At 62.1% G+C, this 26,535-nt stretch carries 28 protein-coding genes; 17 read left to right on the forward strand and 11 right to left on the reverse strand.

Translation table 11 applies throughout. From position 1 onward, the window contains the following. The first annotated feature begins 6 nt into the window (after positions 1-6). The 4 genes from rpsK to rplQ are packed head-to-tail and all read left to right on the forward strand — an operon-like array spanning position 7 to position 2,490. Positions 7-396 (forward strand): 30S ribosomal protein S11, encoded by a 390-nt coding sequence (rpsK, locus tag UF78_RS03215; protein WP_014854207.1) that lies wholly within the window; start codon positions 7-9, stop codon positions 394-396. Positions 397-413: 17 nt separating this feature from the next. Then, positions 414-1,034, forward strand: coding sequence for a 30S ribosomal protein S4 (rpsD, locus tag UF78_RS03220; protein WP_025240354.1), 621 nt, complete (start codon positions 414-416; stop codon positions 1,032-1,034). Between the two features lie 22 nt (positions 1,035-1,056). Then, positions 1,057-2,058, forward strand: coding sequence for a DNA-directed RNA polymerase subunit alpha (locus tag UF78_RS03225; RefSeq protein WP_019339960.1), 1,002 nt, complete (start codon positions 1,057-1,059; stop codon positions 2,056-2,058). A gap of 45 nt (positions 2,059-2,103) precedes the next feature. Then, the gene (gene rplQ / locus UF78_RS03230; protein ID WP_019339959.1) at positions 2,104-2,490 is read left to right on the forward strand and encodes a 50S ribosomal protein L17; all 387 of its coding nucleotides are present in this window, start codon (positions 2,104-2,106) and stop codon (positions 2,488-2,490) included. 394 nt (positions 2,491-2,884) lie between these two features. Here rplQ and uvrA read toward each other — a convergent pair whose 3' ends face one another. Then, positions 2,885-5,722: an excinuclease ABC subunit UvrA gene (uvrA, locus tag UF78_RS03235; RefSeq protein ID WP_045160599.1), complete on the reverse strand. Its 2,838-nt coding sequence runs from the start codon at positions 5,720-5,722 to the stop codon at positions 2,885-2,887. A 131-nt stretch (positions 5,723-5,853) separates the two neighbouring features. On the opposite strand from uvrA, the gene UF78_RS03240 reads away from it, so the two are divergent. From UF78_RS03240 to UF78_RS03255, 4 genes are all read left to right on the forward strand, one after another. Next, positions 5,854-7,221 carry an MFS transporter gene (locus UF78_RS03240; RefSeq protein WP_045160600.1) on the forward strand — a complete coding sequence of 456 codons (1,368 nt, stop codon included), beginning with the start codon at positions 5,854-5,856 and terminating at the stop codon, positions 7,219-7,221. A 174-nt stretch (positions 7,222-7,395) separates the two neighbouring features. Then, positions 7,396-7,890, forward strand: coding sequence for a single-stranded DNA-binding protein (locus tag UF78_RS03245; protein WP_019339955.1), 495 nt, complete (start codon positions 7,396-7,398; stop codon positions 7,888-7,890). Positions 7,891-7,901: 11 nt separating this feature from the next. Further along, a complete protein-coding gene (locus UF78_RS03250) occupies positions 7,902-8,786 on the forward strand; it encodes a sugar nucleotide-binding protein (protein ID WP_045160601.1) in 885 nt (294 codons plus the stop codon). Beyond that, positions 8,779-9,708 carry an NAD-dependent epimerase/dehydratase family protein gene (locus UF78_RS03255; protein WP_045160602.1) on the forward strand — a complete coding sequence of 310 codons (930 nt, stop codon included), beginning with the start codon at positions 8,779-8,781 and terminating at the stop codon, positions 9,706-9,708. Before UF78_RS03250 ends, UF78_RS03255 begins: the two co-directional genes overlap by 8 nt. A gap of 70 nt (positions 9,709-9,778) precedes the next feature. On the opposite strand, the gene UF78_RS03260 is transcribed toward UF78_RS03255, so the two are convergent. Continuing rightward, positions 9,779-10,465, reverse strand: a complete 687-nt coding sequence (locus UF78_RS03260; RefSeq protein ID WP_045160603.1) for an OmpW/AlkL family protein — start codon at positions 10,463-10,465, stop codon at positions 9,779-9,781. 273 nt (positions 10,466-10,738) lie between these two features. On the opposite strand from UF78_RS03260, the gene UF78_RS03265 reads away from it, so the two are divergent. The 6 genes from UF78_RS03265 to UF78_RS03290 are packed head-to-tail and all read left to right on the forward strand — an operon-like array spanning position 10,739 to position 15,617. Continuing rightward, positions 10,739-11,509, forward strand: coding sequence for a DUF3450 domain-containing protein (locus UF78_RS03265; RefSeq protein ID WP_045160604.1), 771 nt, complete (start codon positions 10,739-10,741; stop codon positions 11,507-11,509). Then, positions 11,506-12,852 carry a MotA/TolQ/ExbB proton channel family protein gene (locus UF78_RS03270; protein ID WP_045160605.1) on the forward strand — a complete coding sequence of 449 codons (1,347 nt, stop codon included), beginning with the start codon at positions 11,506-11,508 and terminating at the stop codon, positions 12,850-12,852. Before UF78_RS03265 ends, UF78_RS03270 begins: the two co-directional genes overlap by 4 nt. Further along, positions 12,845-13,390 carry a MotA/TolQ/ExbB proton channel family protein gene (locus UF78_RS03275; RefSeq protein WP_045160606.1) on the forward strand — a complete coding sequence of 182 codons (546 nt, stop codon included), beginning with the start codon at positions 12,845-12,847 and terminating at the stop codon, positions 13,388-13,390. The genes UF78_RS03270 and UF78_RS03275 overlap by 8 nt, the downstream gene beginning before the upstream one ends. Positions 13,391-13,400: 10 nt before the next feature. Further along, positions 13,401-13,814 (forward strand): ExbD/TolR family protein, encoded by a 414-nt coding sequence (locus UF78_RS03280; protein ID WP_021210047.1) that lies wholly within the window; start codon positions 13,401-13,403, stop codon positions 13,812-13,814. After that, positions 13,814-14,524 (forward strand): energy transducer TonB, encoded by a 711-nt coding sequence (locus UF78_RS03285; protein ID WP_045160607.1) that lies wholly within the window; start codon positions 13,814-13,816, stop codon positions 14,522-14,524. The genes UF78_RS03280 and UF78_RS03285 overlap by 1 nt, the downstream gene beginning before the upstream one ends. 1 nt (position 14,525) lies before the next feature. Further along, entirely contained in the window at positions 14,526-15,617 is a 1,092-nt protein-coding gene (locus UF78_RS03290) for a tetratricopeptide repeat protein (protein ID WP_045160608.1), read from the forward strand. Between the two features lie 102 nt (positions 15,618-15,719). Here UF78_RS03290 and UF78_RS03295 read toward each other — a convergent pair whose 3' ends face one another. The 4 genes from UF78_RS03295 to UF78_RS03310 form a co-directional block, all read right to left on the reverse strand. Beyond that, entirely contained in the window at positions 15,720-16,232 is a 513-nt protein-coding gene (locus UF78_RS03295; protein ID WP_045160609.1) for a DUF3299 domain-containing protein, read from the reverse strand. A gap of 8 nt (positions 16,233-16,240) precedes the next feature. Next, positions 16,241-17,506, reverse strand: coding sequence for an ABC transporter permease (locus tag UF78_RS03300; protein ID WP_045160610.1), 1,266 nt, complete (start codon positions 17,504-17,506; stop codon positions 16,241-16,243). 3 nt (positions 17,507-17,509) lie between these two features. Next, on the reverse strand, positions 17,510-18,217 hold the full coding sequence (locus UF78_RS03305; RefSeq protein WP_045160611.1) for an ABC transporter ATP-binding protein: 708 nt from the start codon (positions 18,215-18,217) through the stop codon (positions 17,510-17,512). 69 nt (positions 18,218-18,286) lie between these two features. After that, positions 18,287-18,886 carry a DUF2796 domain-containing protein gene (locus UF78_RS03310; protein ID WP_045160613.1) on the reverse strand — a complete coding sequence of 200 codons (600 nt, stop codon included), beginning with the start codon at positions 18,884-18,886 and terminating at the stop codon, positions 18,287-18,289. A 109-nt stretch (positions 18,887-18,995) separates the two neighbouring features. On the opposite strand from UF78_RS03310, the gene UF78_RS03315 reads away from it, so the two are divergent. Continuing rightward, positions 18,996-19,319 carry a hypothetical protein gene (locus UF78_RS03315; RefSeq protein ID WP_045160614.1) on the forward strand — a complete coding sequence of 108 codons (324 nt, stop codon included), beginning with the start codon at positions 18,996-18,998 and terminating at the stop codon, positions 19,317-19,319. Between the two features lie 20 nt (positions 19,320-19,339). On the opposite strand, the gene ypfJ is transcribed toward UF78_RS03315, so the two are convergent. Beyond that, positions 19,340-20,200: a KPN_02809 family neutral zinc metallopeptidase gene (ypfJ, locus tag UF78_RS03320; RefSeq protein WP_045160615.1), complete on the reverse strand. Its 861-nt coding sequence runs from the start codon at positions 20,198-20,200 to the stop codon at positions 19,340-19,342. Positions 20,201-20,293: 93 nt separating this feature from the next. After that, complete coding sequence (locus UF78_RS03325; RefSeq protein WP_045160616.1) at positions 20,294-20,728, reverse strand: DUF411 domain-containing protein; 435 nt, start codon at positions 20,726-20,728, stop codon at positions 20,294-20,296. A 172-nt stretch (positions 20,729-20,900) separates the two neighbouring features. Here UF78_RS03325 and UF78_RS03330 point away from each other — a divergent pair, with 172 nt between their 5' ends. Then, complete coding sequence (locus UF78_RS03330) at positions 20,901-21,449, forward strand: DUF4345 domain-containing protein (protein ID WP_045160617.1); 549 nt, start codon at positions 20,901-20,903, stop codon at positions 21,447-21,449. Between the two features lie 401 nt (positions 21,450-21,850). Further along, the gene (gene glp / locus UF78_RS03335; protein ID WP_045160712.1) at positions 21,851-23,083 is read left to right on the forward strand and encodes a gephyrin-like molybdotransferase Glp; all 1,233 of its coding nucleotides are present in this window, start codon (positions 21,851-21,853) and stop codon (positions 23,081-23,083) included. A gap of 54 nt (positions 23,084-23,137) precedes the next feature. On the opposite strand, the gene UF78_RS03340 is transcribed toward glp, so the two are convergent. The 3 genes from UF78_RS03340 to UF78_RS03350 all read right to left on the reverse strand — a co-directional run bounded on the left by UF78_RS03340 (position 23,138) and on the right by UF78_RS03350 (position 26,471). Then, positions 23,138-23,689: a cytochrome b gene (locus UF78_RS03340; protein WP_045160618.1), complete on the reverse strand. Its 552-nt coding sequence runs from the start codon at positions 23,687-23,689 to the stop codon at positions 23,138-23,140. 274 nt (positions 23,690-23,963) lie between these two features. Then, on the reverse strand, positions 23,964-25,052 hold the full coding sequence (gene trmA / locus UF78_RS03345; RefSeq protein WP_045160619.1) for a tRNA (uridine(54)-C5)-methyltransferase TrmA: 1,089 nt from the start codon (positions 25,050-25,052) through the stop codon (positions 23,964-23,966). A gap of 123 nt (positions 25,053-25,175) precedes the next feature. Further along, positions 25,176-26,471 (reverse strand): NCS2 family permease, encoded by a 1,296-nt coding sequence (locus UF78_RS03350; RefSeq protein ID WP_045160620.1) that lies wholly within the window; start codon positions 26,469-26,471, stop codon positions 25,176-25,178. Positions 26,472-26,535: the final 64 nt, after the last annotated feature.

Genomic DNA, 26,535 nt, shown 5'->3' on the forward strand with positions numbered 1-26,535 from the left:
CTAATCATGGCAAAACCTGCTGCTCGTCCTCGTAAGAAAGTAAAAAAGACGGTGGTTGATGGCATCGCCCATATCCACGCATCTTTTAACAACACCATCATCACTATCACCGATCGCCAAGGCAATGCATTGTCCTGGGCTACGTCCGGTGGTTCCGGTTTCCGCGGCTCCCGTAAGAGCACTCCGTTCGCTGCCCAGGTGGCTGCCGAGCGTGCTGGTCAAGCGGCACTGGAATATGGCCTCAAGAACCTCGACGTCAACGTCAAGGGTCCTGGTCCGGGCCGTGAATCTGCCGTTCGTGCATTGAACGGCTGTGGTTATAAAATCGCCAGCATCACCGACGTGACGCCAATCCCGCACAACGGGTGCCGTCCGCCGAAGAAGCGCCGCGTGTAATCAGGAGACAGTGAGAAATGGCTCGTTATATTGGTCCCAAGTGCAAACTGTCTCGTCGTGAAGGCACCGATCTCTTCTTGAAGAGTGGTGCGCGCGCGCTCGAATCGAAGTGCAACATCGAAACCCCACCGGGTGTTCATGGTCAGCGTCGTGGTCGTCTGTCTGACTACGGCACGCAGCTGCGTGAAAAGCAGAAAGTTCGTCGTATCTACGGCGTACTTGAGCGTCAGTTCAGCGGCTACTACAAAGAAGCTGCCAGCCGTAAGGGCGCTACCGGCGAAAACCTGCTGCAACTGCTGGAATGCCGTCTGGATAACGTGGTTTACCGCATGGGCTTCGGCTCTACTCGTGCCGAGTCGCGTCAGCTTGTTTCCCACAAGGCTATCAGCGTTAACGGCAAAACCGTGAACGTTCCGTCCTTTCAGGTGAAGGCCGGTGACGTGGTTGCCGTTCGTGAGAAGTGCCGTAACCAGCTGCGCATCGCCCAAGCCCTGGAACTGTGCGTACAGCGCGGTCGCGTTGAGTGGGTCGAAGTAGACGCCGACAAGAAATCTGGTGTTTTCAAGAGTGTTCCGGCTCGCAGTGATCTGTCCGCCGACATCAACGAAAACCTGATTGTCGAGCTCTACTCCAAGTAAGGGCTAGAAAATAGGTGTATCCATGCAGATTTCGGTAAATGAGTTCCTGACCCCCCGCCATATCGATGTGCAGGTGGTCAGTCCGACCCGTGCCAAGATTACGCTCGAGCCTCTCGAGCGTGGTTTCGGCCATACCCTGGGCAACGCGCTGCGTCGTATCCTGTTGTCCTCCATGCCCGGCTGCGCTGTGGTCGAGGCTGAGATCGACGGTGTGCTCCACGAGTACAGTGCTATCGAGGGCGTGCAGGAAGATGTCATCGAAATCCTGCTGAACCTCAAAGGTATCGCCATCAAGCTGCACGGCCGTGATGAAGTGACCTTGAGCCTGGTGAAGAAGGGCGCGGGCGCTGTTACCGCTGCCGATATCCAGCTGGATCACGATGTCGAAATCGTCAATGGCGATCACCTGATCGCCAACCTGGCGGCCAATGGCTCGATCAACATGAAGCTTAAGGTCGCACGCGGCCGTGGCTACGAGCCGGCTGATGCACGTCAGAGTGACGAAGACGAGAGCCGCAGCATTGGCCGTCTTCAGCTCGACGCGACATTCAGCCCGGTTCGTCGCGTAGCGTATGTTGTCGAAAACGCTCGTGTTGAGCAGCGCACCAACTTGGACAAGCTGGTCATCGACCTGGAAACCAATGGAACCCTGGATCCCGAAGAGGCGATCCGTCGTGCCGCGACCATCCTGCAGCAGCAGTTGGCCGCGTTCGTCGACCTCAAGGGTGACAGCGAGCCGGTCGTAGTCGAGCAGGAAGACGAGATCGATCCGATCCTGTTGCGTCCGGTTGACGATTTGGAACTGACCGTACGTTCGGCAAACTGCCTCAAGGCAGAAAACATCTACTACATCGGTGACCTGATCCAGCGCACCGAAGTCGAGCTGTTGAAAACGCCGAACCTGGGCAAGAAATCTCTGACCGAAATCAAAGATGTTCTGGCTTCTCGTGGTCTGTCCCTCGGCATGCGCCTCGACAATTGGCCGCCGGCCAGTCTCAAGAAGGACGATAAGGCTACGGCCTGATCGACCATAGTCACCGAACTGATCGTTTGGTAAGGAATTTCAATCATGCGTCATCGTAAAAGTGGCCGTCATCTCAGCCGCACAAGCGCTCACCGCAAGGCCATGTTTCAGAACATGGCGGTGTCGCTGTTCGAGCACGAACTGATCAAAACAACCCTGCCCAAGGCCAAGGAGCTGCGTCGTGTTGCTGAGCCGCTGATCACCCTGGCCAAGGAAGACAGCGTCGCCAACCGCCGTTTGGCTTTCGACCGTACTCGCTCGAAGGCTATCGTCGGCAAGCTGTTCAACGATCTGGGTCCGCGTTACGCCACCCGTCAGGGCGGTTATCTGCGTATTCTCAAGTGCGGCTTCCGCGCTGGAGACAATGCTCCGATGGCTTACGTTGAACTGGTTGACCGTCCGGTTACCGGTGAAGTGGAAGCTGCAGAGTAAGCATTCGCTTGCTTGAAAAAACCGGGCGATCGCCCGGTTTTTTTTTTCATTTTTTAGGCTGGATCTATCGCGAAGGCCCGTTCAATGAACGGTGTGCTGCGGCCGTCTGGTTAGATTCGATCCTCAGCCTGCGAGACCAAAGATAAGCGAGCGCATTTGTTCTTGCACTTATCAGCGGCGGGGCGATCAAGGCTCAGCTTGATATTGAACATCCGCTCAGATATCGGCGCCATGAAGCCAGTGATATTCAGCCCGTCAGCCTGGATATTTCTTCCAGGCCAACCAGGTGCATGGTGTTGGTATCGTGGAGGGGTTGGAATTCGATCCTGATGAGGCTAGCTAAGAGCTGAAAAATAAAGCCGGGCGCAAGGCCCGGCTTCTTCTTGCCTGTGGGTCAGGCTTTGTCGCGGTCGAGCAGAGGCTTGAGGAAATGGCCAGTATGAGATTGGGGCATCGCGGCAACCTGTTCCGGAGTGCCTGTCGCGATGATCTGGCCTCCTTTCGAGCCGCCTTCGGGGCCGAGGTCCACCAGCCAGTCGGCCGTCTTGATGACATCGAGATTGTGTTCGATGACCACTACCGTATTGCCATGATCACGCAGCCGGTGCAGCACATCCAACAATTGCTGTATGTCCGCGAAGTGCAGGCCGGTAGTGGGCTCGTCGAGGATATACAGTGTTTTGCCAGTGTCACGTTTGGACAGTTCGCGTGACAACTTGACCCGCTGCGCCTCGCCGCCTGAAAGCGTGGTCGCGCTCTGGCCCAGCTTGATATAGGACAGCCCCACATCCATCAAGGTCTGAAGTTTGCGCGCCACGGCCGGTACCGGATCGAAAAACTCCCGAGCCTCCTCAATGGTCATGTCCAGCACTTCGGTAATGCTCTTGCCCTTGTATTTCACTTCCAGCGTTTCACGGTTATAGCGCTTGCCCTTACAGACGTCGCAGGGCACATAGATATCCGGCAGGAAGTGCATTTCTACCTTGATCACCCCATCGCCCTGGCAAGCCTCGCAGCGGCCACCCTTGACGTTGAAAGAGAAACGTCCAGGGCCGTAGCCACGCGAGCGGGCCTCTGGTACGCCGGCGAAGAGTTCCCGGATTGGCGTAAACAGTCCGGTATAGGTAGCCGGGTTGGAGCGCGGCGTACGGCCGATCGGGCTCTGATCGATATCGACGACCTTGTCCAGATGCTGCAGGCCATCGAACGAATCATGGGGCGCCACTTCCAGCGTGGTCGCGCCGTTCAAGGCGGTGGCGGTGATGGGGAAAAGTGTGTTGTTGATCAGCGTCGATTTGCCGGAGCCGGAAACCCCGGTGATGCAGGTGAGCAGCCCGACAGGAATCTCAAGGTCGACGTTGCGCAAATTGTTGCCGCGCGCGCCTTTGAGCTTGAGCAGCTTGCTGGCGTCGCGGGGCGTGCGTTTCTCTGGATAGAGGATCTTCACCCGACCAGAAAGATATCCCCCGGTTAGCGAGGCGGGGTTGTTCATGACCTCGTCCGGTGTGCCTTCGGCGACGATCTGCCCGCCGTGCACGCCCGCCCCGGGGCCGATGTCGACTACATAATCGGCAAGGCGTATGGCGTCTTCGTCGTGTTCAACGACAATCACTGTATTGCCGATGTCGCGCAGGTGACGCAGGGTGCCCAGCAGGCGCTCGTTGTCGCGTTGGTGAAGGCCAATAGAAGGTTCGTCGAGGATATACATCACCCCGACCAGGCCTGCACCAATCTGGCTGGCCAGGCGAATTCGCTGCGCCTCTCCCCCGGACAGGGTATCGGCACTGCGGTCGAGCGTCAGGTAGTCGAGTCCTACGTTGACTAGAAATTGCAGGCGCTCGCAAATCTCCTTGAGGATCTTGTCGGCAATCTCTCCTCGCCGGCCGGACAGCGAAAGCCCACCGAAATACTCGGTGGCATCGCCAATCGGCAGCCCGGTCACCGCCGGCAGCGTCTTGTCACCTACCCAGACATGGCGGGCTTCGCGACGCAGACGGGTACCGCGGCATTCCGGGCAGGGCTGAGTACTCAGGTACTTGGCCAGCTCTTCGCGCACCGCGTTGGATTCGGTTTCCCGGTAACGGCGTTCGAGGTTGGGGATGATTCCCTCGAACGGATGGGAGCGTTTGACGATGTCGCCGCGGTCGTTCAGGTAGCGGAAGTCAACGTTTTCCTTGCCACTGCCGCGCAGAACCACCTTCTGCTGCTCTGCCGGGAGGGAATCAAATGGTTTATCGAGACTGAAACCGTAGTGCGAAGCGAGTGAGCCGAGCATCTGGAAATAATAGACGTTGCGCCGGTCCCAGCCGCGGATGGCGCCCTCGGCCAAGGTCAGCTCGCCATTGACCAGGCGCTTGGCATCGAAGAACTGTTTCACACCAAGGCCGTCGCAGGTCGGGCAGGCGCCGGCCGGGTTATTGAATGAAAACAGTTTGGGCTCAAGTTCGCTGATGGAATGCCCGCAGATCGGGCAGGCGAAGCGGGCGGAGAAGATCATCTCCTCACTGTCGTCGCCTTCCTCCATCGAGGCGACCAGCGCGATGCCATCGGCGAGCTTCAACGCGGTTTCGAAGGACTCGGCGAGACGCTGCTGCAAATCGCCGCGCACCTTGAAGCGATCCACCACGACGTCGATCGAATGCTTCTTCTGTTTATCGAGTTTTGGCAGTTCGTCGAGCTCGTAAAGCCGTCCATTGACCCGAGCGCGCACGAAGCCTTGAGCGCGCAGCTCGTCGAACACCGCCAGATGCTCCCCTTTTCGCTCGCGGATGACCGGGGCGAGAAGCATCAGCTTACGGCCCTCCGGCAGTGCCAGTACCTGATCGACCATCTGGCTGACCGTCTGGGCTTCGAGCGGCGCATCGTGGTCAGGGCACCGCGGTGTGCCTACGCGTGCATAGAGCAGGCGCAGGTAGTCGTAGATTTCGGTGATGGTGCCGACAGTCGATCGCGGGTTATGCGATGTCGATTTCTGCTCGATGGAAATGGCGGGGGAGAGCCCTTCGATGGTATCGACGTCAGGCTTTTCCATCATCGAGAGGAATTGCCGCGCGTAGGCCGAAAGAGATTCAACATAGCGGCGTTGCCCTTCGGCATAAAGCGTGTCGAAGGCCAGCGAGGATTTGCCGGAGCCGGACAAGCCGGTAATCACGATCAACTTGTCGCGCGGCAGAGTGAGGTCGATGTTCTTCAAGTTGTGGGTGCGAGCCCCACGAATCAGAATCTTGTCCAAAGCAGCCTCGCGTGGCGGGCGAAAACCCGAAAGTATACGACCAGGGGCGACATCGCGGCAAAGTTGCGAGCCTGTGCCGAGCCGGGGATGGCTGCTAGAATCGCCGCCGGTTCATTCAAGCGAGTCCCGCAATGCACGATCCCTACAGCGAGCGCATGAGCGTCAGAGAAACCCGCGCCGCATCCGGGCTGGCCCTGGTTTTCGCGTTTCGTATGCTCGGCATGTTCATGGTGCTGCCAGTCCTGGCGACGTACGGCATGGATCTGCGGGGAGCGACACCGGCACTGATTGGCCTCGCTATCGGTGCCTATGGTTTGACCCAGGCTGTGCTACAAATTCCGTTCGGCATGCTCTCAGATCGAATCGGTCGGCTGCCAGTGATCTATTTCGGTCTGCTGATCTTCGCTGCTGGAGCCGTGCTGGCGGCGTCGGCCGACTCCATTTGGGGCGTCATCGCCGGTCGTATCCTGCAGGGGGCGGGGGCCATTTCGGCGGCGGTGATGGCTCTGCTATCGGATCTCACTCGCGAGCAGCATCGCACCAAAGCGATGGCGATGATCGGCATGAGTATCGGTATTTCATTCGCTGTTGCCATGGTCGTCGGCCCGCTGTTGACCCGCGCATACGGATTATCCGGCCTGTTCTGGATAACGGCTGGAATGGCGCTGCTGGGCGCGCTCATTGTTGCGACGCTACCACGGGCTCATCGGCATTTGCGCCATCGCGAATCCGGCGTGGCGAAGCAGGCGCTCGGCGTTACCGTGCGTGATCCCGATTTGCTGCGGCTCGATTTCAGTATCTTCGTGCTGCACGCCATTCTGATGGCGAGCTTTGTTGCCCTGCCCCTGGCTCTGGTCAATAACGCAGGCCTTCCCAAGGATGAGCATTGGTGGGTCTATCTCACGGCGCTGGTGGTTGGCTTCTTCGGTATGGTGCCTTTCATCATCTACGGTGAGAAGAAGCGTCAAATGAAGCGCGTCGTGCTGGGCGCCGTGGGTGGACTGGTCCTGACCGAGCTGTTCTTCTGGTTGTTCGGTGACCGCCTTTGGTCGCTGGTTGCTGGCATGATCGCGTTCTTCATCGCGTTCAATCTGCTGGAGGCTTCTCTGCCTTCATTGATCAGCAAGGTGGCACCCGCTGGCGGCAAGGGCACGGCGATGGGGATTTATTCCACGAGTCAGTTTCTCGGTTCCGGCTTGGGTGGCGTTCTTGGTGGCTGGCTTTATCAACTCGGCGGTTTAGGGCTGGTCTTTGCCGGTTGTGCGGTGTTGTGCACGCTGTGGCTGCTGGTTGCCTGGGGCATGCGGGAGCCGCCTTATGTAACCGGGCTGCGCCTGCCGCTCTCGATCGATGCAGCGCGTAATCCGGCGCTCGCCGAACAGATGTTGGCGGTTCCAGGTGTCTCGGATGCCGTGGTGATCACCGAGGAGTCGGCCGCCTACGTCAAGGTCGACATGCAAGCGCTGGATCGGGCTGCGCTCGATCGGCTAGTCGCCTGACTGGCTTCTGGGATTGCTGCCCGCGTCGGGATGCTTAGTGTCCCAACGCCCAAGCTCGCGCCGGTTGGCCGACTTGGGGTGGTAAGGTAAGATTCACGGTCATTGGTTTTCCCGGTCACGGGGATTCTCTCCAATGAGCCAACCCAATTCACGTTCAAACTAAGGAGTTACCTCATGGCCAGAGGGGTGAATAAAGTCATCTTGATCGGTAATGTCGGCGGCGACCCGGAAACCCGCTACATGCCCAATGGCAATGCGGTGACCAACATCACGCTGGCCACCACTGACAGCTGGAAGGACAAGCAGACCGGCCAGCAGCAGGAGCGCACCGAGTGGCACCGCGTCGTGCTGTTCGGCAAGGTTGCCGAGATTGCCGGCGAGTACCTGCGCAAGGGCTCGCAGTGCTATATCGAAGGCCGCCTGCAGACCCGTGAATGGGAAAAGGATGGCGTCAAGCGCTACACCACCGAGGTGGTAGTGGACATGGGCGGCACCATGCAGCTGCTCGGCGGCCGCGGTGGCAGCTCCGACGATGCACCGCGTCAGTCGCAGCCGCGTCCTCAGCGTGAGTCGCAACCTCAGCAGCAGTCGCGCCCGCAGTCTCAGCCGCAGCCCGCGCAGCAACCCGCTCCGGACTACGACAGCTTCGACGACGATATCCCGTTCTAGAGTCCACCTCCATGCGAATGCGCCTGATGCTGTTGGGCGGCGGCAATGCCCTGGGTCAGGCGCTGATCCGCCTGGGTGCGGAGGAAGACATTGGCTTCCTCGCGCCACGCCCGCCCGATCAGGGGTGGGATGCGCCTAGTCTGACCAATCTGCTCGACGACAATCGTCCGGACGTCGTGATCAACCTCGCCTACTACTTCGACTGGTTTCAGAGTGGTTATGTCGAGGGCAACGTGCTGGCCAGTCAGGAGCGGGCGGTAGAGCGGTTGGCCGAACTGTGCCAGCACCACCAGTTCGTCCTGATGCAGCCCTCCAGCTACCGCGTATTCGATGGCGCTCGTACCAGCGCTTACAGCGAGAAGGACGAAGTTGCGCCGCTGGACTCGCGCGGCCAGGCGCTCTGGCGTATCGAGCAGAGCGTTCGCGCGCTCTGCCCGCGCCATGTTCTGCTGCGGTTCGGCTGGTTGCTCGATGACAGTTCGGACGGTTTGCTGGGACGATTTCTTCAGCGGCTCGAACAGAGCGATGAACTTTGCCTCGCCGATGATCGTCGTGGTAATCCGACACCGGTCGAAGACGCGGCGCGGGTCATCTTGGCTGTGCTGAAACAGTTGGACTGCCAAGCGCCGCTGTGGGGGACTTACCACTATGGCGGACACGAGGCCTCGACTCCGCTGGTGGTCGGTCAAGCGCTACTTGCCGAAGCGGCTCACCATCGGCAGCTGAAAGTCAGTAGCTTGACGCCCGTCGCACACGCGGCGTGCCCGGACGCAGCAGACGAGCCGCAGCATGGCGTATTGGCCTGCAAGAAAATCTTCAACACCTTCGGTATCAAGCCGCGTGCCTGGCGCACCGGGCTGCCGAGCCTGCTGGAGCGTTACTACCGTCATGGCTGACTCACCGATTCTGGTTACCGGGGGTGCCGGCTTCATCGGCTCCAACCTGGTCGATGCGCTTGTTGCTCACGGTTATGCGGTGCGGGTGCTGGATAATTTATCAACCGGCAAGCGCAGCAACCTGCCGGATAGCGCCAATGTGGAGCTGATCGAAGGCGACGTGGCTGATGCGCAGCTCGTGCGGCGCGCGGTTCAGGGATGCCGGGCCGTGGTGCATCTCGCCGCGGTGGCTTCGGTGCAGGCTTCGGTCGATGATCCGGTCGGCACGCACCAGAGCAATCTGGTGGGCACCCTGAACCTGTGCGAGGCGCTGCGCGAGTTTGGCGTGCGCCGAGTCCTCTTCGCCTCGAGTGCGGCGATCTATGGCAATAATGGCGAAGGGCAGTCCATCGACGAAGAAACACCGAAGGCTCCGCTGACCCCTTATGCCGCAGACAAGTTGGCCAGCGAGCACTACCTGGATTTCTACCGACGCCAGCATGGTCTGGAGCCTGTGGTGTTCCGCTTCTTCAATATCTATGGGCCGCGCCAGGATCCTTCTTCGCCCTATTCGGGAGTGATCAGCATCTTCACCGAGCGCGCGCAACAGGGATTGCCGATCACCGTGTTTGGCGATGGCGAGCAAACTCGCGACTTTCTCTATGTGGGCGACCTGGTCGAAATCCTGTTGCAGGCATTGGAGAGTCCGACTGTTGAAGTTGGAGCGGTCAACGTCGGGCTGAATCGCGCCACCAGTCTGAACCAGTTGCTGGCAGCGATCGGTGATGTATTGGGGCCGTTGCCGCCCGTCAGCTATCAAGCGGCTCGTGGTGGAGATATCCGCCATTCACGGGCTGATAATACGCGCTTGCTGCAGCGATATCGTCCGCCGGAGCCGGCGACCGATATGCGTACAGGACTGGCGAAGTTGCTGGAGCGCTAGCGAAAGTTAAAAAACAAAGGCGCCGTGGGCGCCTTTGTCGTCTCTACGGTCCGGTAATGTACCGGATTCGTCAGAACTTATAACCGAGGCCGACCATATAGACCATCGGGTCGACGTCCACGTCGACCTTTACTTTGGCTCCGCCAAAGCTGGTGGTGCCGGTGGTATCGATGTCGATATAGCGAACCTGGGCGTTGACCATCAAACTGTCGGTCAGCATGTAGTCCATGCCCACTTGCGCCGCCAGGCCCCACGAGTCCTTCATGTCCAGGCCGCTAAAGCCCTTGCCCTCGGCTTCGCTGCTGAGTTTGTCATCGAAAAACCAGGTGTAGTTGATGCCGGCGCCGACATAGGGCTGGAACGCCGACTTGCTGTCGAGCGGGTAGTACACGACGCTGAGGGTCGGTGGCAGGTGCTTGAGTTCGCCCAGCTTGCCATTCAGTGATGCAAAACCGCCGGGCATGCCAGCCACGCCTACGTCATGGGTAAAAGGGCTCGCTGCGAGCAGCTCAATGCCGATCTTGTCGGTAACCATGTAGGCGAAGTTCAGTCCTAGCTGGGTATCGCTATCAAGCGTGGCCTTGGTCCCCGCAACGCTCGTGGAGAGCGCACCTACATAAATGTCACCGCTTTCTTCTCGCGGATCAACGGTGATCGCACCGGCGCGAACGACTACATCACCAGCCTGATGGGCCTGGGCGAAGGGGACGGCCAGGGCTACGGCCAGCACGGACGCGGTAAACAGGGTCTTGCACATAATGGACTCCATCGAGACATGGTGTGTTGCGTTGGCGCCCATGTTAGAGCTCTCCCTTGGGTCCATTTTGATCTAGCTCAACAAAGCCTCCGCCTATGTTTCGCCTGTTTGATCTGGTTGCTTTGTGCTCTGCTTGCGGATGATAATGTTTCTCTTTCTGAACCGCAGTGGTCTCAGGTAGGTATCGCAGGTGAGGGAATAGGCTGCGAGACTATCGTCAAGTGTTATAACATAACGCTTTTGAAGCCGCCGTGAACCGAGGATCCGCTCCGCATGAATCAGTACCCGACTCGCTTGCTCGCAGGCGTGCTGTTGTCGTTATGCCTGCCGCTTAATGCGGCTCCGCTGGACGCTGCACTGGAAGAAAGCCAGCAACTGGCTGCTGAGGCCCAGGCGTCCCAAGCGCGCATCGAGCAGCTCGATGACACCGCTCGGAAAATGCTCACCGAATACCGCAATGCCGTCCAGCAAGCGGAGGCTTTGAAGGCATACAACGAGCAATTGGTCGAACTGACCGCTGCGCAGCGCAAGGAGCTGGACGGGTTTCAGCGTCAGTTAGACAGCATCGAGCGTACCCAGGAAGCCGTTGCACCGCAGATGGGGCGGATGATCGAAGTGCTTGAAGAGTTCATCGCGGCAGACCTTCCGTTCCTTCCAGACGAGCGCGCCGATCGCCTGGCCAGCTTGCAGGACATGCAGGCGCGCGCCGACGTCAGTCTCGCTGAGAAATATCGCCGCATCCTTGAGGCCTATCAGATCGAGAGCGACTACGGCCGCACCTTGGAAGCCTGGCGCGGAGAGCTACCGGTCGAAGGTGGCAGCCGCAGCGTAGAGTTCCTCCGACTGGGGCGTACGATGCTTTATTACCAGACGTTGGATGCCCATGAGAGTGGTTGGTGGAACCCCAGGACTCGCGCGTGGGAAGCGCTGGACGGCAGCGCCCGTCGACCAATCACTAAGGCGATTGCGATTGCTCGTCAGCAGCAGGCACCGACCTGGCTGGAACTGCCTGTGAAGACTTTGGCCAAGGAGGCTGCGCAATGAGCCGCTTGTTGACGTTGTTACTCATCGGCCTGTTGCCGACAATGGTTCAGGCAGCCGAGCCCTTGAGCCCTGATCAGTTGCTGCAGCGCATTCGCAGCGAGCGCGCTGCGGAAGTCGATGCCATGCAAGCACGCGAGCAGGCGTTCATCCAGAATCGCGGCGAACAAGCGCAGCTGCTGGCGCGAGCCAATGCCGCGCTTGAAAAGCAAAAAGCCGAAGCCGAGCGCCTGAAAGCTGAATTCGATCGCCAGGAAGCCGAGCTGGCCGAACAGGAAAAACTGCTGGCGCAGCGGGTTGGCCACCTTGGCGAATTGTTCGGAGTAGTGCGGCAGAGCGCTGGCGATATCGCCGGCCAATGGCAGGACAGCCTGCTCAATGCGCAGTATCCAGAGCGACTCAAGCGGCTCAAAGCGCTGGCTGAAAGCCGCACGTTGCCCTCGGCCGAGGATCTGGACAGCTTCTGGATGACCCTGCTTGAGGACCTCACAGCCAGCGGTCAGATCGAGCGCGTCGAACTGCCGGTAGTAGGTGTCGACGGGCAACGCAGCGAGCAATCGGTCCTGCGTGTCGGCAACTTCTCGGCTTTCACTCAGGACAATTTCCTGCGCTACGACAGTGACGCTCGCGAGCTGCTGACGCCCAGCCGTCAGCCGGCCGGCATCGGGCAGGTGAGTGACTACCTGAGCAGCAGTGACGCGCTGGCGACGCTGCCGATCGACCCGAGCCGCGGCTCGCTGCTGGCTCAGTTGCAGCGCCAGCCACAGCTGTGGGATCGCCTTCAGCAAGGCGGGCTGGTGGGTTGGGTCATTTTGGTCCTGGGCGCCATCGGGCTTGTCCTTGCGGTCTGGCGCATGATCTATCTAGCGGGCGTTGGCCGTGCGGTAAGCCGTCAGACCCGGGAGCTTCATCAGCCGCGCGATGACAATCCGCTAGGCCGTATCATCGGGGTGCTGGGACCCAAGCCACAGCTGTCGGACCTCGAAACTCTGGAGCTCAAGCTCGACGAGGCGATCCTCCAAGAAACACCGCCTCTCGAGCGCGGCCAGCCACTGCTCAAGCTGCTCAGTGCGGTCGCGCCGTTGCTCGGTCTGCTGGGCACGGTGACCGGTATGATCGTGACGTTCCAGGCGATCACCCAGAGCGGCGGTGGCGATTCGCGGCTAATGGCCGACGGCATCTCTCAGGCGCTGGTCACCACAGTGCTCGGCCTGGTCGTGGCGATTCCGCTGCTGTTCCTGCACAGCCTGCTGGCCAGCCGCAGCAAGGCGCTGATCCAGCTGCTCGAGCAGCAGAGCGCCGGGTTGATCGCGCTGCACTTGTCGGGAACACAGCGCCGTGACTGACCTGCACGGCCAATGGCTACGTCTGGTCGACAGCGCTTACTCGCTGCTCGACTTCATGGCGGCGGGTGGCGCGGTGATGTGGGCGCTGGCGGCGCTGTGCGTGCTCTATTGGACGCTGGTGTTCGAGCGTCTGTGGTTCATGCGCCGCGTGTTTCCACGCTGGGTCGAAAGCCGGCGCCAGGCCTGGTCGCAGCTGGGCAACGAATCCGGCAGCTGGCAGCGCGCGGTGCGCAGCGCCTGGCTGGCCCAGGCCCAGCAGCAGCTCGCAGGTCCCTTGCGCATGAGCAAGACTCTGGTGGCCATGTATCCGTTGCTGGGCCTGCTCGGTACCGTCAGCGGCATGATTGCTGTATTCGATGTGCTGGCGCTCAACGGCACCGGCAACCCTCGCGGCATGGCCGCGGGCGTCTGGCAGGCGACCCTGCCGACCATGGCTGGCATGGTGCTCGCCATCACTGGACTGTTCAGCCTGGCGCGTCTCGAACGTATTTCGCGCCAGGCTCTCGACCGGCTGGCCGACCAGCTGCGTCACGATTGAGGATTAACGGATGCGTATGCGTCGTCACCATTACCAGCAGGAAGAAGACACCGGCATCGATCTGACGCCGATGCTAGACGTGGTCTTCATCATGCTGATCTTTTTCATCGTCACCAGCTCGTTCATCAAAGAGTCCGGCGTCGAGGTTCAGCGGCCTCAGGCCGACACCGCCAGTGCGCAGGATAAGGGCAACATTCTCATCGCGGTCACGGCAGATGGTCAGGTCTGGATCGACAAGCAGGCCGTGGATGTACGCAGCGTGCGTGCCCATGTCGAACGCATGCGCGTCGACCAGCCGGAGGGCGCCGTGGTGGTCCAGGCCGACCAGGATGCACGTACCGGTCTTGTCGTCCAGGTTATGGACCAGGCGCGTCTGGCCGGGGTCCAGGACGTGGCGCTTGCCGCTACGTCGGGAGCGCCGTGATGGTTCGTGGGTTGACCCGCGTCGGGGTGTCCTTCGTCGCTGCCTGCGTGGTGGCGCTGCTGTTGTTTGCGCTGATGCTGAGCATGGTCAACCCGCCGCGTAACGAGGTGACGGACGATCCAGTAGCCATCGCCAATTTCGTGCGTATGGACAATCGAGACGAAAGTGCGGCGACGCGCTCGCGGCAGCAGGCACCACAACCGCCGCAGCCGAAGACGCCGCCGACGCCCACGCCGCCGACACCGAGTATGGCCAGTCCCAGTGCCAATCTGCCCAAGCTCGATCTGCCGCTGCCGAACATCGATACTGGCGTCTCGGTTGCCAGCGCGCCGGCACCGAGCCTTGCCGGGCTGACGGCCGCGTCCGCCCCAGCAGCACCTCCAGCGCCGGCGGCCCCTTCGGCCGACGAGACGGCAGGCCAGTCCGGCCCCGAGCAGGAGGTCATGCCGCTCAACGATGTGCGTCCCGAGTACCCTTATCGGGCACGTCAACGCGGCATCGAAGGCCACATCAAGCTCGCCTTCACCATCACGGCAGCGGGCAAGGTCGAAAACATCCGGGTACTGGACGCCTCGCCGCCGAATGTCTTCGACCGCGAAGCACGTCGTGCCGCCGCTCGCTGGCGCTTTACGCCGCGTACCGAGAACGGCTCCGCGGTATCGCGCGAAGCCGTCAAAACCCTGCATTTCCGCCTGCAAGGAGAACGCTGACATGCCCCGTTTGCTGTTACTGATCTCGTTGTTGTTCGCTGTATCGGCTCAAGCCGCCCAGAGCATCGATCCTGGCGTATTCAAGGCATTGGAACGCGCGCAAAGCGCCCAGGAGAGAGGGGATTTCGGCGCCGCGCGAAGGGCGCTCGAGCAAGCCGAAGCCAAGCCAGGTAGCGCCGAAGAGGCACTGCTATGGCGCAGCCGCGCTTATCTGGCTTGGGCGCAAGGCAACAACCGGCAGGCCCTCGAATTACTCGAGAAAGCGATAACCAGCGGCAAGCTGGACGAGTCGATACTGACGAACGAGCGGCTCAACCTGGCGAAGCTCAATCTGATCGAGCATCGCTACGACAAGGTGATCAGCCTGCTGGGCTCGCCTGACCAGGCGAACGAAGAAGTCCTGCAGATGCTGGTCCAGGCCTATCAGGGGCTTGGGCAGCACGCCAAGGCACTGCCGTTGGCAGAGCGCTATGTCCAGGCCAACCCCAACGCGGCCGATACCTGGTTGCAGTTCCTGGTGGCCGGCAACGCCGAGTTGAAGCGCTACGAAACCGCCGAACGCTGGCAGAGCCGACTGCTTGTGCGTCACCCTGATCAGGTCAAGAGCTGGCGTCAGTTGGCGAGCTTGCAGCAGATGGCAGGTGACGAGGACAAGGCGCTCGCGACCCTGCGTGCCGCCCATGTCAAAGGGCTGCGTTTCAGCGAGGCGGAGCTGGACAATCTGGTGCTGTTGGCCGGGGCCGCTGGCCAACCCTGGCAAGGCGCGAAACTGCTCAAGGGCATGCTCGAATCGCGTCTGCTGCCCAGCGATGCCACGCGGCGTGAACGTCTGGGCATGCTCTGGTGGCAAGCGCGTGAGCGCTCGGAAGCGGTGCAGATTTACCGCGAGCTGGCGACACAGTCCGGCAACGCCAAGCTCTGGCTGAATGTCGCGCAGCTGGAGCTGGAGCAAGCTCGCTGGCAGGCCGGCCTCGATGCGCTGAAACAGGCCGAGCGCGCCGGCGCCGAACGCCGCAAGGTGCGGGCCTGGCGGGACTGGGCCGAGGGTGAGCTGAGTTTCGAACGGCAGCGCCAGATTGCAAGTGTTCGCTAAGTCCAGTGCATGGAGTCGCCCGGCCGGGTGACTCCGCGCTTCCTGATGCTGCTCCGGCCTCGGTAGCTCGATCTATCGAGGACCCGGGGCCGGCGGCGACCCTTACTCCAGCTCGTAGAGATAGATCTTCTGGGCTTCCATGCGATAGCCCGCCTCAGCCAGTTCGCTACTGGCGTGCTCGACTTTCAACGGGCCCTCGATCCAGAACGGCTGATACAGCTCATCAACCTTGACGCCCAGTTCGCTGGTTGCATGGACGATCTGGTTCGACGGCGGCGGTGGTACGTGGATGCAGGCGCCGAAATAGGGTACCAGTAGAAACTCGATTACCCGCCCATCCTCGCCGACCTCCAGCGGCACGATATATCCCGGCAGTTTGACCTGCACGCCATCGAGTTCTTTGACCACTGGCTCGGCAGGCGATTGCTGAGCCGCTGCCGGGCCCGCTTCGGCTGCCAGCGCATCGGCCAGCTGGGACATGTCATGCATCGCTATGGGGGGTGGCGGCGGAGGCGCATCCGCCGGAATCAGGTCCGACCACTGCAGTTCGCGGACATCGGCAGCGGCGAAGGGGGCCGCAAGGGCGAGCAGGGCGGCGAACAGCAGGCGAGACATGGAGTTCCTCATAGTCTGATCGACAGGCCGTCGGCCAAGGACTGCCGGTAGACGCGCCAGGCCGGCACGCCACCCATCAGCAGCCCGGCCAGCAGTATGCCGGCAAGCAACGACCACTCATAGGCGCTGGGCAACGCCAATGGCAGGTAGAGTCCATAGTGACTCTGCAGCGGACCTTGGGCGGCCGCAATCGCGGCGTACAACAACAGCAGGCCGAACAACACGCCTGCCAACGCCAGGCTGAACGCCTCAAGTATCAGCAGTCCGGCGATATGCCAGGGACGTGCCCCCACCGAGCGCAAAATCGCCATTTCCCGACGTCGCTCGTTGAGGCTGGTCAGGATCGCCGTAAGCATGCCGATCAATCCGGTCAGTACGACGAACAGCGATACCACGAACAGGGCCTTTTCCGCGGTGCCCATCAGGCCCCAGAGCTCTTGCAGGGCAACACCCGGGAGAATCGCCAGCAGCGGCTCGCCGCGATACTGGTTGATTTCGCGCTGCAGGCTGAAGGTGGCGATCTTGCTGTTGAGGCCGAGCATGAAGGCGGTGATCTGCTTGGGCTGCAAATCCATATGACGCGCCTGTGCGGCGTCGATGCGCGCCGCGCCGCGCGCCGGCATGCCGTTCTGCCAGTCGATGTGCAGCGCTTCCATGCCGGCCAGATTGATATGCAGTGTGCGATCCACCGGAGTACCGGTGCGCCGTAGAATGCCGACTACGTGAAACGGCTTGTCGTCATGCTTGACCAGACTGACCGTGGCGACGCCATGCGCCAGCACCAGCTGGTCGTCCAGCTTGTATTTCAGCGCTTCGGCCACTTCGGCGCCTAATACCACTTCGAACGGGTCTTCGGCGAACGGCCGACCTTGCGCGAGTTGCAGCGGTTGCTTACGCCCGTAGCGGTAGTGTTCGAAATAGGCGCTGCTGGTGCCCATGACGCGATAGCCGCGATGGGAATCACCCAGCGAGATGGGAATGGCCCAGCTGACCTGCGGGTGTCGGGCAAAGTGTTCGAAGCTGTCCCAGCGAATGTTGTTGGTCGCGTTACCGATGCGGAACACCGAGTACAGCAACAGATTCACCGAGCCGGAACGGGCGCCGACGATCAGGTCGGTGCCGCTGATGGTGCTGGCGAAACTGGCTCGGGCTTCGGTGCGCACGCGCTCGACGGCCAACAACAGGCATACCGAGAGGGCAATGGCGAAGACGGTGAGCAGGGCGGTGAAACGGCGGTTGTTCAGGCTCGCCAACGCCAGGCGCAACAGGTACATGGCCTATATCTCCGGGGTGCGAGCGGCGCGGTTGAGGTCCGCCAATGACAGGCTGCGGTCGAATAGCGGCGCCAGACTCTGGTCGTGGCTGACGAACAGCAGGCTCGATCCGGCCTCCCGGCATTCGGCGAAGAGCAGTTGTAGGAAGGCTTCCCGACTGTCTGCGTCGAGTGCCGAAGTGGGCTCGTCGGCGATCACCAGCTCTGGCTGGCCAATCAGTGCGCGTGCGGCAGCGACGCGCTGTTGCTGGCCGATCGACAATGCTTCGGCACGTCGCTCGAGCAGGCTCTTGGATAGTCCGAGATGCTGGAGCAGGCTTGCCGTTGCTTGCGCAACGCTGCCATGCCGCTGACGGGCGCGCTCGGCGCGAGCCTTGGAGAAGTGACAGGGCAGGCCTACATTCTCGGCCACCGAGAGAAACGGCAGCAGGTTGAACTGCTGAAAGATATAGCCGGTGTGGTCGACGCGAAAACGGTCCCGTGCGCCGGCCGAGAGCGCCGCGAGATCGCTGCCAAGCAGGCGAACCGTCCCGCGCTGCGCTTTATGCACGCCGCCAATCAGTCCGAGCAAGGTGGTCTTGCCGCTGCCGGACGGGCCCTTGAGGAACAGGCTCTGGTTGCGTTCCAGCTTGAAGCTGGGGATGTCGAGCAGTTCTGCCTGGCCGGGCCAGGCAAAACCCAGTTGGTGGAGATCGAGCAAGGGTGCGGTCATCGAGATGATCCGTTTCAGGCGAGCCGGTGAGTTTACTGCGTCGGGCCGGGCGGCGGCAGGCCACGGGGGTCAGAAGGTCGCGCGCGGCTGGCTGGCGTCAAGTTGTGCGCCGCGTTGCCCATTCGGGCCGATCAGCTGGGCCTGGATTTTCTTAGTGCCGGGAAAAGCCTTGAACAGTTCCTGCAGGTCGAGTGCTTGAATCGTTTGGGGTGTGGCGCAATCAAAGTGGTAGTGCGCGTGGATCTCGCTGTGCTGACCTTCCTGATCATCGTCGTGCTCGTGCTCGTGCTCGTGCTCATCGCCATGATCATGGTCATGAGCTGCGCCTTCGAACAGTGGGCTTTCCAGCCCGGTTTCGACCAGTTTGCAGTTTGCCGCGGCTGGCAGCCCAAACAGCGTATCCGGTTGTTCCAGCCATTTGCGGGCGTCGGCGATCTTGCGCTTGTCCGCGTCGCTGCTCGGCGCGTGTTCGAAGCCCACTAGGTTCATCGCCGGGCTACGCAGGTCGATTTCCAGCGTCGAGCCTTCCAGCGCGGCGTCCAGCTCGGCGGCGCCGTGCTCATGGGCGCCGAGGCTGTCATGGTGATCGTGGTCATGATCGTGATGTTCGGCGGCCAGAGCGAAACCGGGCAGCAGGGCGAAGGGCAGGGCAAGCAGCAAGCGGCGCATAACGAACTCCAGTTGAATTGTTGGTTACGTTATAACAAAAAATGACGCTAGCTAGCCAGCCTGCTCGGAGCGTGGGAGCATGCCATCCGGAACGTTCAGGAGAGTGGGGATGATTCGAATTCGTGGGTATGTAGGCGAATGGCCGGTTGACCTCAGCATCGAGATGGATGAGCACGACTGGACACAGCTGGCATCCCAGCTGCGTACGTCAGAGGTTGCTCCGGCTCAGGCGCAGGCCGATCCGCACTGGCTGAATGCGCAGCAGCTGCTGCGCGATGCAGGGCGAATGGATGGACCGCAGTTGCTGGCGGAGCTGGAAGCGCTGACGGGCAGTGCGCAGGCGGGCAAGCGCTTGCTGGTGCGCCTGCGCCACAGCGCTCAGGTGAAGATTGACAGCGGAGGCGACGCACCGGTGTACCGCTGGGTCGGCTGACGACGCTGACCACGACCGGATTAGAGCCGTTGCGCCTGGAACGTATCGCAGCGTGCCGGCTCGCCGCTGTCGAAGCCGGTGCGGAACCATTTCACCCGCTGTGCCGAGGTGCCATGGGTGAAGGCATCCGGCACCACGCGACCCTGACTCTGCTTTTGCAGACGATCATCGCCGATGGCGTTGGCGGCGTTCAGTGCCTCCTCCAGATCGCCTTCCTCGAGCCAGTCATGGCGCTGTTGGGCATGGAAAGCCCAGACACCGGCGAAGCAGTCGGCCTGCAGCTCTTGGCGAACCAGCAAGCCGTTATCCCCTTCCATGCGTGCCCCGCGTTGACGTGCCGCCTGCATCTGCTGCGAGACACCTAACAGAGTTTGGACGTGATGACCGACCTCGTGTGCGATGACGTAGGCCTGGGCGAAATCTCCGGCGACGGAGAAGCGCGAGGCCATCTCGTCGAAGAACTGCAGATCGAGGTACACCTGCCGGTCGCCCGGGCAATAGAAGGGGCCGACCGCCGATCTGGCGAAGCCGCACGCTGAATTGACTCCGCCGCGAAAGAGCACCAGCGTTGGGTCGCGGTATTGCTCGCCGGACTGCTGGAACAGTGCGCGCCAGGTGTCCTCGGTGTCACCTAGAAGGGCCTGGACGAATGCCACTTGCGGGTCGTCGCCGCGGGCTGGCGTGGTGCTCTGCTGAGTGGGGCCGGAGCCGGTCTGATTGGCCAGCTGACCGAGGATCTGCATGGGGTCCTGACCGGACAGCAAGCCGATCACTACCACGACAGCCACCCCGGCCAGACTCAGGCGCCCGCCACCAATGCCGCCGCTGCGCCCCCGGGCATCTACTACGTTGTCGCTGCGACGTGCTTTCTTCCAACGCATATACGAATCCCTTTTACAGGTGTCTGCCGCTGGGTAGACCCGATATGCCGCCCGCTAATTCAGCAAGCGCTTGGCGTTTCGTCTATTTCTCGATCAGTTCGCCGGGTAGTCGGCCAGCACCGATTCCTTGCCCTGGTTGCTCAGCCCGATCACCTTGAAGGCATCCTTGCGGTCGCCCATCTCCATGCCCGGCGAGCCCATGGGCATACCGGGCACTGCCGCGCCGATCAGCTCCGGTTGAGCACGAAGTTTGAGGATGTCGCGGGCCGGGACATGCCCTTCGACGAACTTGCCGTCGATCACGCCGGTGTGGCAAGAACCCAGCCGCTGCGGCACGCCGAGGCGGGTCTTGACCGCGATCATGTCGGCCTCGACGTGGTCGTTGACCTGAAAACCGTTGTCTTCGAGATGCTGGATCCATGCGCGGCAGCAGCCGCAGCTGGCGTCGCGGTGAACGTCGATGGCGATGGGTTCGGCTGCCTGAGCCAGGCTGGCGAAGAGGGTAGTGACGAGTAGCAGATGGCGCATGGTGTTTTACTCCGGCGAACTCACTGCAGAATACCGCCAACCGGGCACGTGGCCCAAGTGCCCTCCCATGCGCGATCACCGCACTACTACCGCGGTCATGCGGGCGAACCAACGCCCGCCGCTTCGGTCGGATGTCTACCGTGGTACGGAGCCGCTATCAGGAGAGTTTTCGATGCGTTTTGCCCGTTTCGTTCTGGTTGCCCAGGCCGTGATCATGATCGGTTTCAGCCTCGCCTACTGGCTGCGCCCTTATGAGATGGCCAATCTGAACGGGATGCTGTTGATGGAGACCGCCTCGGTCAGCCATATGCGGGTCTATTACGGCGGATTGCAGCTGGGTATGGCGTTGTTCCTGATCTGGGCGATGCGCGAGCCGGAGCGCGCCAGGGCGGCGCTGGTCATGCTGGTTATCACCATGCTGGCATTGGCCGCTGGACGGCTGGGATCATTGTGGCTCGATGGCGGTGAGCTGATCGGCTTCGATCTAGCCTCGTTGATTTACCGGGTATGCGCTGCACTGCTTGCCGCGGTTGCGCTGCTGTTCATGCGCGAGCGAGCAACACCTGAAACACCGGCGGAGCGGGTCGGGCCGCCGACCCGTCGGCTGGTGGACGAAGCGCCGCAGCCGTTCCGTCTGGGCGATGCCCGGCCGGAGCCGGAGCCGGAACCGGAACCGCCGACCGAGCCGATGCCGTTTCGCCGTGATGATGCAGCGCCCTGATGCTGGCTGGATCACGTCCCGGCTGGCCAGTTACCTAATGTCCGTAGCCATTACTTCCATTCAACGATCTGATGCTGACATTCACGTCACCGCGTAGCACCCAGGATGACGGGGCACTCGAGCCGATCATCGCGTGCCCCTGCGTTCTGCTTCTTCGCATGCTGTTCCGCCAGGGTTGCCGGAACGCCTCCCGCGGCTTCGAACACGGAGCAAGGTAGCGACTATTAGCGGGCTGCCGCGACCCTTGGCCGCAACCCGCAGCAGGTCGCTGCGCAAACGGCTAGGGTAGGTGGAAACACCCCGACGGGGTGCCCCCGGTCCCGCGCAGGTTCGGCCTGCCGCCATTTTCCTCGGAGCTTGGAGCCATGGCTCACCTACCCCAGAACGAATTCCAGCCGCCCCTGAGCGCCTGCGGTTGCGACATCAGTGGTCTTAAACCTGTGGACGAGGCGATCGATGAGTTGCTTACCCGCGTCCCGCCGTTACCCGCGGTGGAGCGTGTGGCGTTACCCGATGCTCTCGGTCGGGTGCTGGCGGAGTCGCTGAACGCGCCATTTTCGATACCGGCGTGGGACAACAGTGCAATGGACGGCTACGCGCTGCGCGCCGCCGACCTGCCCGCCGAAGGCGGCTGGCTGCCGCTGCTCGGGCGCATCGCCGCCGGCGACTCGGCCGATCAGCACCTGCCGGTGGGGCATGCGGTACGCATCTTCACCGGCGCACCGCTGCCGCCGGGCGCCGACACCGTGGTGGCCCAGGAGGACTGCCAGATCGAGGTTGACCGCGTGCGGCTTCCGGCGGTCAACCTGGGCATGCATGTGCGCCGCCGGGGTGAGGAGCTGGTGACCGGTGCGCCGGTGCTGCAGGCCGGCAAGCGCTTGCGACCGCAGGAGCTGGGACTGCTGGCGAGCCTGGGCGTGGCCCGGGTTGCGGTCTATCGACGGCTGCGCGTCGGCCTGCTCTCCAGCGGCAACGAACTGCGCGAGCCGGGCGAGCCGCTAGCGCCCGGGCAGATCTACAACGCCAACCGCTACGCGCTGCTCGGGGTGTTGCGCAGCCTCGGGCTGGAGGTGCACGACTACGAAATCCTCGTCGACGAGCTGGCCGCCAGCCGCGACGCTCTGGCGCTGGCTGCCTCTGAGTGGGACGTTCTCATTACCTCCGGTGGCGTCTCGGTTGGCGAGGAAGATCATCTCAAACAAGCGATTCGGGAGCTGGGCGAGTTGCACCTCTGGCGCCTGGCGATCCAGCCGGGCAAACCGCTGGCGTTCGGTGAGGTCAACGGCAAGCCGTGGATCGGCCTACCGGGCAACCCGGCGGCGGCACTGATCACTTCGCTGGTGGTGGCTCGGCCGTTCCTGCTCAGTGCCCAGGGTTGCACCGAGGTGCTACCCAAACCGCTGCGGATGACCGCCGGCTTCGCCTGGCGCAAGTCGAACAACCGCCGCCAATACCTGCGCGCGCGGCTGGAGCAGGTCGATGGCGAGATGCGCGTGTGCCTGCACCCGCGGCAGGGCTCGGCGATGCTGTCCTCCGCTAGCTGGGCGGAGGGCTTAGCGATCGTCGAGCCTAACCGCACGCTGGAAGCGGGTGAGACGGTGGAGTATCTGCCGTTCAGCGAACTGCTCGGCTGAGACATGAAAACGCCCGGTCGATGATGAGTCGACCGGGCGTTTTGCGTCTGCGCTTCAGGCCTGGTGGCGCTGCGGCAGCATGCGCAGCAGGGTGCCGTCGCGGCGCACGTAGTGATGGAACAAGGCTGCCGCCGCATGCAGGCCGATCAGCCAGTAGCCGGCCACCGCCAGCGTTTCATGCAGTTCCTTGAACTCACCGGCCAGCTCCTTGTTGGCGCCGATCAGCGCCGGAAGTTCGAGGCCGAAGAAGGGAATCGGCTTGTCCGCCGCGCTCAGGGTCAGCCAGCCGAGCAGCGGCAGGCCAATCATCAGGCCGTACAGCGCCAGGTGCACCAGCTTGGCCAGCGCGCGTTCCCAGCCCGCCCCGGCGACTGCCTTCGGTGCCGGACGCAGCCATCGGGTAAGCAGGCGCAGCCAGACCAGTGCAAACACCGTCAGACCCAGCATGAAGTGCCATTGCTTGAGCACTTCGCGCGGTTCACTGCCCTTGGCGAAATTGCCTTTGAGTTCGATGGTCGCGTAGACCGCAGCGATAAACAGCACCATCAGCCAGTGCAAGGCGATGGACAGCCGCCCGTAGCGTGCCAGTGGGTTCAAAACAGTCATTTCACACACTCCGAGTAGGGGATTTCGCCAGTCTAGGGTGACAGGCTTAAGCAAACCATTGGCGAATGGCCGTTTCGCCTGCGGCGGACGGTCGCGGCGTTGCACGAGTCGATCACTGCGGCGGCCAAAGCCTTGCTGTTGCCCACCAGATAGGAGATCTGCGCCAGGCCGTCGGTATAGATCGGCTCGAAAAACCAGCATGTCCCCACCTCCGTAACGGCTCAATGGTTACGAATGTGGAAAGCCAGCGGGTTACCGGACGTTCACTCGGCGATCACCTGCGAACCAGCAGCACGCCTGACTCCATGTGGTGCGTGTAGGGGAACTGATCAAACAGCGCGCAGCGCTCGATGCGGTGGGTGTCGTGCAGCTGGGCAATATTCGCCGCGAGGGTTTCCGGGTTACAGGAAATATAGAGGATGCGCTCGAAGCGGCGGGTCAGTTCGCAAGTGTCCGGATCCATGCCGGCGCGGGGCGGGTCGACGAAGACGCTGCCGAAGTTGTAGCTCTTCAGTTGGATGCCGGCCAGGCGGCGGAACGGGCGCACTTCGTTCAGCGCTTGGGTCAGCTCTTCAGCGGACAGGCGTACCAGGCTCACGTTGTCGACGCCGTTGTCGTCGAGGTTGGCCAGGGCAGCATTAACCGAGGATTTGCTGATCTCGGTTGCGAGTACCTTGGGCACACGCGTTGCCAACGGCAGCGTGAAGTTACCGTTACCGCAATAGAGCTCGAGTAGGTCGTCGTCTCGTTCGCCAAGCACGTCGTAGGCCCAGTTCAGCATCTTCTGGCACACGTCGCCGTTGGGCTGGGTAAAGGCGCCTTCGGGTTGCCGGTAGCTGAAGGTGCGGCCGGCAACGGTCAGCTGCTCGGTGACATAGTCGCGGCCGATGACGATGCGCTTGCCCTTGGAGCGGCCGACGATGCTGGTGCCCAGGGCAGCGGCCAGCTGCTCGGCTTCGGCCTGCCAGGCGTCGTCCAACGGCCTATGGTAGGCGAGGGTGATCAGCGCATCGCCGGAAAGCGTGGTGAGGAACTCGACCTGGAACAGCTTGAAGCTCAGGGTCTCGCTGGCTTTCCAGGCGGCTTTGAGCTGCGGCATCAGCTCATTGATGCGACGGCTGGCGATGGGGAACTCGTCGATCAGAATGGGCGTGTGCTTGTCGCCCTGCTCGAACATTGCGTAGTGACGCTGGCCGTCCTCACGCCACAGGCGAAATTCGGTGCGCAGCCGATAGTGTTCACGTGGCGAGTCGAAGACTTCCGGGGCGGGTGCGTCGAAGGGCGCCAGCAGCTCAACCAGCCGTGCGGCTTTCTCGGCGAGTTGGGCATCGTAGGTGGCGGGGTCGAATTGCGGAGCGCTCATGAAGACTCTTGGGAAAATTGAATGAATCGTAGGGTGGATCGGGGCGCGCAGCTGACGCTTTACCCATCCACCGTTACCGCACGGCAGGTGAATGATGAAAGCATCATCGTGCCCATGGCGCTATCAGCCGGCAAACCAGCCCAGCTTGATCACGAACAGGATCGAGAGGATCCACATCGCCGGGCTCAGCTCACGCCAGCGGCCGGCGAGCAGCTTGATCGCAGTCCAGGCAATGAAGCCGAAGGCGATGCCGTTGGCGATGGAGAAGGTCAGCGGCATGGCCAGCGCGGCGATGGCCACCGGGGCGGCGACGGTAAGGTCTTCCCAATCGATGTTGGCGAGGCTGCTCATCATCAGCACGGCGACGAACAGCAGCGCCGGTGCTGTGGCGTAGGCGGGCACGGCACCAGCCAGCGGGGCGAAGAACAGGCTGAGCAAGAACAGCAGGGCGACCACGCAGGCGGTCAGCCCGGTGCGGCCACCAGCGCTGATGCCAGCGGCCGATTCGATGTAGCTGGTGGTGGTCGAGGTGCCGAGCGCGGCGCCTGCCATCGTCGCGGTGCTGTCGGCCAGCAACGCACGGCCGAGGCGCGGCATGCGACCGTCCTTGTCCAACAGGTTGGCTTTCTGCGCCACCCCGATGAGGGTGCCGGAGGTGTCGAACAGGTCGACGAAAAGGAAGGCGAAGATGACGCTGAGCAGGCCGATGTCCAGCGCGCCCGCGATATCCAGCTGCAGCAGGGTCGGCATCAGCGATGGCGGCATTGAGACAACGCCGTTGAGTTCGGAGAGGCCAAGGACGATCGACAGGGCGGTGACTGCCAGAATGCCGATCATCACAGCGCCGGTCACCTTGCGGTAAGCCAGCGCGGCGATGAGGAAGAAGCCCAGGCAGGCCAGCAACGGGCCGCCGGCGGTCAGGTCGCCGAGGCCCACGAGCGTGGCCGGGTTATCGACGACAATTCCGGCATTCTTCAGCGCGATGATCGCCAGGAACAGGCCGATACCGGCCGCGATACCGGAACGCAACGCCAGCGGGATGCTGTGGATGATCCATTCGCGGATCTTGAAGATCGACAGCAGGAAGAAGATCGCACCCGAGAGGAACACCGCGCCCAGCGCCGTCTGCCAGGTGTAGCCCATGGTCAGCACCACGGTGTAGGTGAAGAAGGCGTTCAAGCCCATGCCCGGTGCCAGGGCGATCGGGTAGTTGGCGACCAGGCCCATGATGGCCGAGCCGATAGCGGCGGCCAGGCAGGTGGCGACGAACACCGCGCCGTGATCCATGCCGGTTTCGGCGAGGATGCTCGGGTTGACGAAGAGGATGTAGGCCATCGTCAGGAAGGTGGTGAGACCGGCGAGGATCTCGGTGCGCAGCGTGGTGTTGTGCGCCTTGAGTTGGAACAGCTTCTCCAGCATGGTCAATCCTCGTGTGTGCCGGTCAGGGGTTGGCGGTTGGTCTGCCTGCCTCTCTGGGCAGTTC

The sequence above is a fragment of the Stutzerimonas stutzeri genome, from assembly GCF_000952685.1.
GTDB classification, from domain to species: Bacteria; Pseudomonadota; Gammaproteobacteria; order Pseudomonadales; family Pseudomonadaceae; genus Stutzerimonas; species Stutzerimonas stutzeri_E.

Excerpts from the sequence above, each read along its gene's own strand:
- rpsK (WP_014854207.1), top strand. The coding sequence starts at position 7 with ATGGCAAAACCTGCTGCTCGTCCTCGTAAGAAAGTAAAAAAGACGGTG.
- rpsD (WP_025240354.1), top strand. The coding sequence starts at position 414 with ATGGCTCGTTATATTGGTCCCAAGTGCAAACTGTCTCGTCGTGAAGGC.
- UF78_RS03225 (WP_019339960.1), top strand. The coding sequence starts at position 1,057 with ATGCAGATTTCGGTAAATGAGTTCCTGACCCCCCGCCATATCGATGTG.
- rplQ (WP_019339959.1), top strand. The coding sequence starts at position 2,104 with ATGCGTCATCGTAAAAGTGGCCGTCATCTCAGCCGCACAAGCGCTCAC.
- UF78_RS03240 (WP_045160600.1), top strand. The coding sequence starts at position 5,854 with ATGCACGATCCCTACAGCGAGCGCATGAGCGTCAGAGAAACCCGCGCC.
- UF78_RS03245 (WP_019339955.1), top strand. The coding sequence starts at position 7,396 with ATGGCCAGAGGGGTGAATAAAGTCATCTTGATCGGTAATGTCGGCGGC.
- UF78_RS03250 (WP_045160601.1), top strand. The coding sequence starts at position 7,902 with ATGCGAATGCGCCTGATGCTGTTGGGCGGCGGCAATGCCCTGGGTCAG.
- UF78_RS03255 (WP_045160602.1), top strand. The coding sequence starts at position 8,779 with ATGGCTGACTCACCGATTCTGGTTACCGGGGGTGCCGGCTTCATCGGC.
- UF78_RS03260 (WP_045160603.1), bottom strand. The coding sequence starts at position 10,465 with ATGTGCAAGACCCTGTTTACCGCGTCCGTGCTGGCCGTAGCCCTGGCC.
- UF78_RS03265 (WP_045160604.1), top strand. The coding sequence starts at position 10,739 with ATGAATCAGTACCCGACTCGCTTGCTCGCAGGCGTGCTGTTGTCGTTA.
- UF78_RS03270 (WP_045160605.1), top strand. The coding sequence starts at position 11,506 with ATGAGCCGCTTGTTGACGTTGTTACTCATCGGCCTGTTGCCGACAATG.
- UF78_RS03280 (WP_021210047.1), top strand. The coding sequence starts at position 13,401 with ATGCGTATGCGTCGTCACCATTACCAGCAGGAAGAAGACACCGGCATC.
- UF78_RS03285 (WP_045160607.1), top strand. The coding sequence starts at position 13,814 with ATGGTTCGTGGGTTGACCCGCGTCGGGGTGTCCTTCGTCGCTGCCTGC.
- UF78_RS03290 (WP_045160608.1), top strand. The coding sequence starts at position 14,526 with ATGCCCCGTTTGCTGTTACTGATCTCGTTGTTGTTCGCTGTATCGGCT.
- UF78_RS03295 (WP_045160609.1), bottom strand. The coding sequence starts at position 16,232 with ATGTCTCGCCTGCTGTTCGCCGCCCTGCTCGCCCTTGCGGCCCCCTTC.
- UF78_RS03300 (WP_045160610.1), bottom strand. The coding sequence starts at position 17,506 with ATGTACCTGTTGCGCCTGGCGTTGGCGAGCCTGAACAACCGCCGTTTC.
- UF78_RS03305 (WP_045160611.1), bottom strand. The coding sequence starts at position 18,217 with ATGACCGCACCCTTGCTCGATCTCCACCAACTGGGTTTTGCCTGGCCC.
- UF78_RS03310 (WP_045160613.1), bottom strand. The coding sequence starts at position 18,886 with ATGCGCCGCTTGCTGCTTGCCCTGCCCTTCGCCCTGCTGCCCGGTTTC.
- UF78_RS03315 (WP_045160614.1), top strand. The coding sequence starts at position 18,996 with ATGATTCGAATTCGTGGGTATGTAGGCGAATGGCCGGTTGACCTCAGC.
- ypfJ (WP_045160615.1), bottom strand. The coding sequence starts at position 20,200 with ATGCGTTGGAAGAAAGCACGTCGCAGCGACAACGTAGTAGATGCCCGG.
- UF78_RS03325 (WP_045160616.1), bottom strand. The coding sequence starts at position 20,728 with ATGCGCCATCTGCTACTCGTCACTACCCTCTTCGCCAGCCTGGCTCAG.
- UF78_RS03330 (WP_045160617.1), top strand. The coding sequence starts at position 20,901 with ATGCGTTTTGCCCGTTTCGTTCTGGTTGCCCAGGCCGTGATCATGATC.
- UF78_RS03340 (WP_045160618.1), bottom strand. The coding sequence starts at position 23,689 with ATGACTGTTTTGAACCCACTGGCACGCTACGGGCGGCTGTCCATCGCC.
- trmA (WP_045160619.1), bottom strand. The coding sequence starts at position 25,052 with ATGAGCGCTCCGCAATTCGACCCCGCCACCTACGATGCCCAACTCGCC.
- UF78_RS03350 (WP_045160620.1), bottom strand. The coding sequence starts at position 26,471 with ATGCTGGAGAAGCTGTTCCAACTCAAGGCGCACAACACCACGCTGCGC.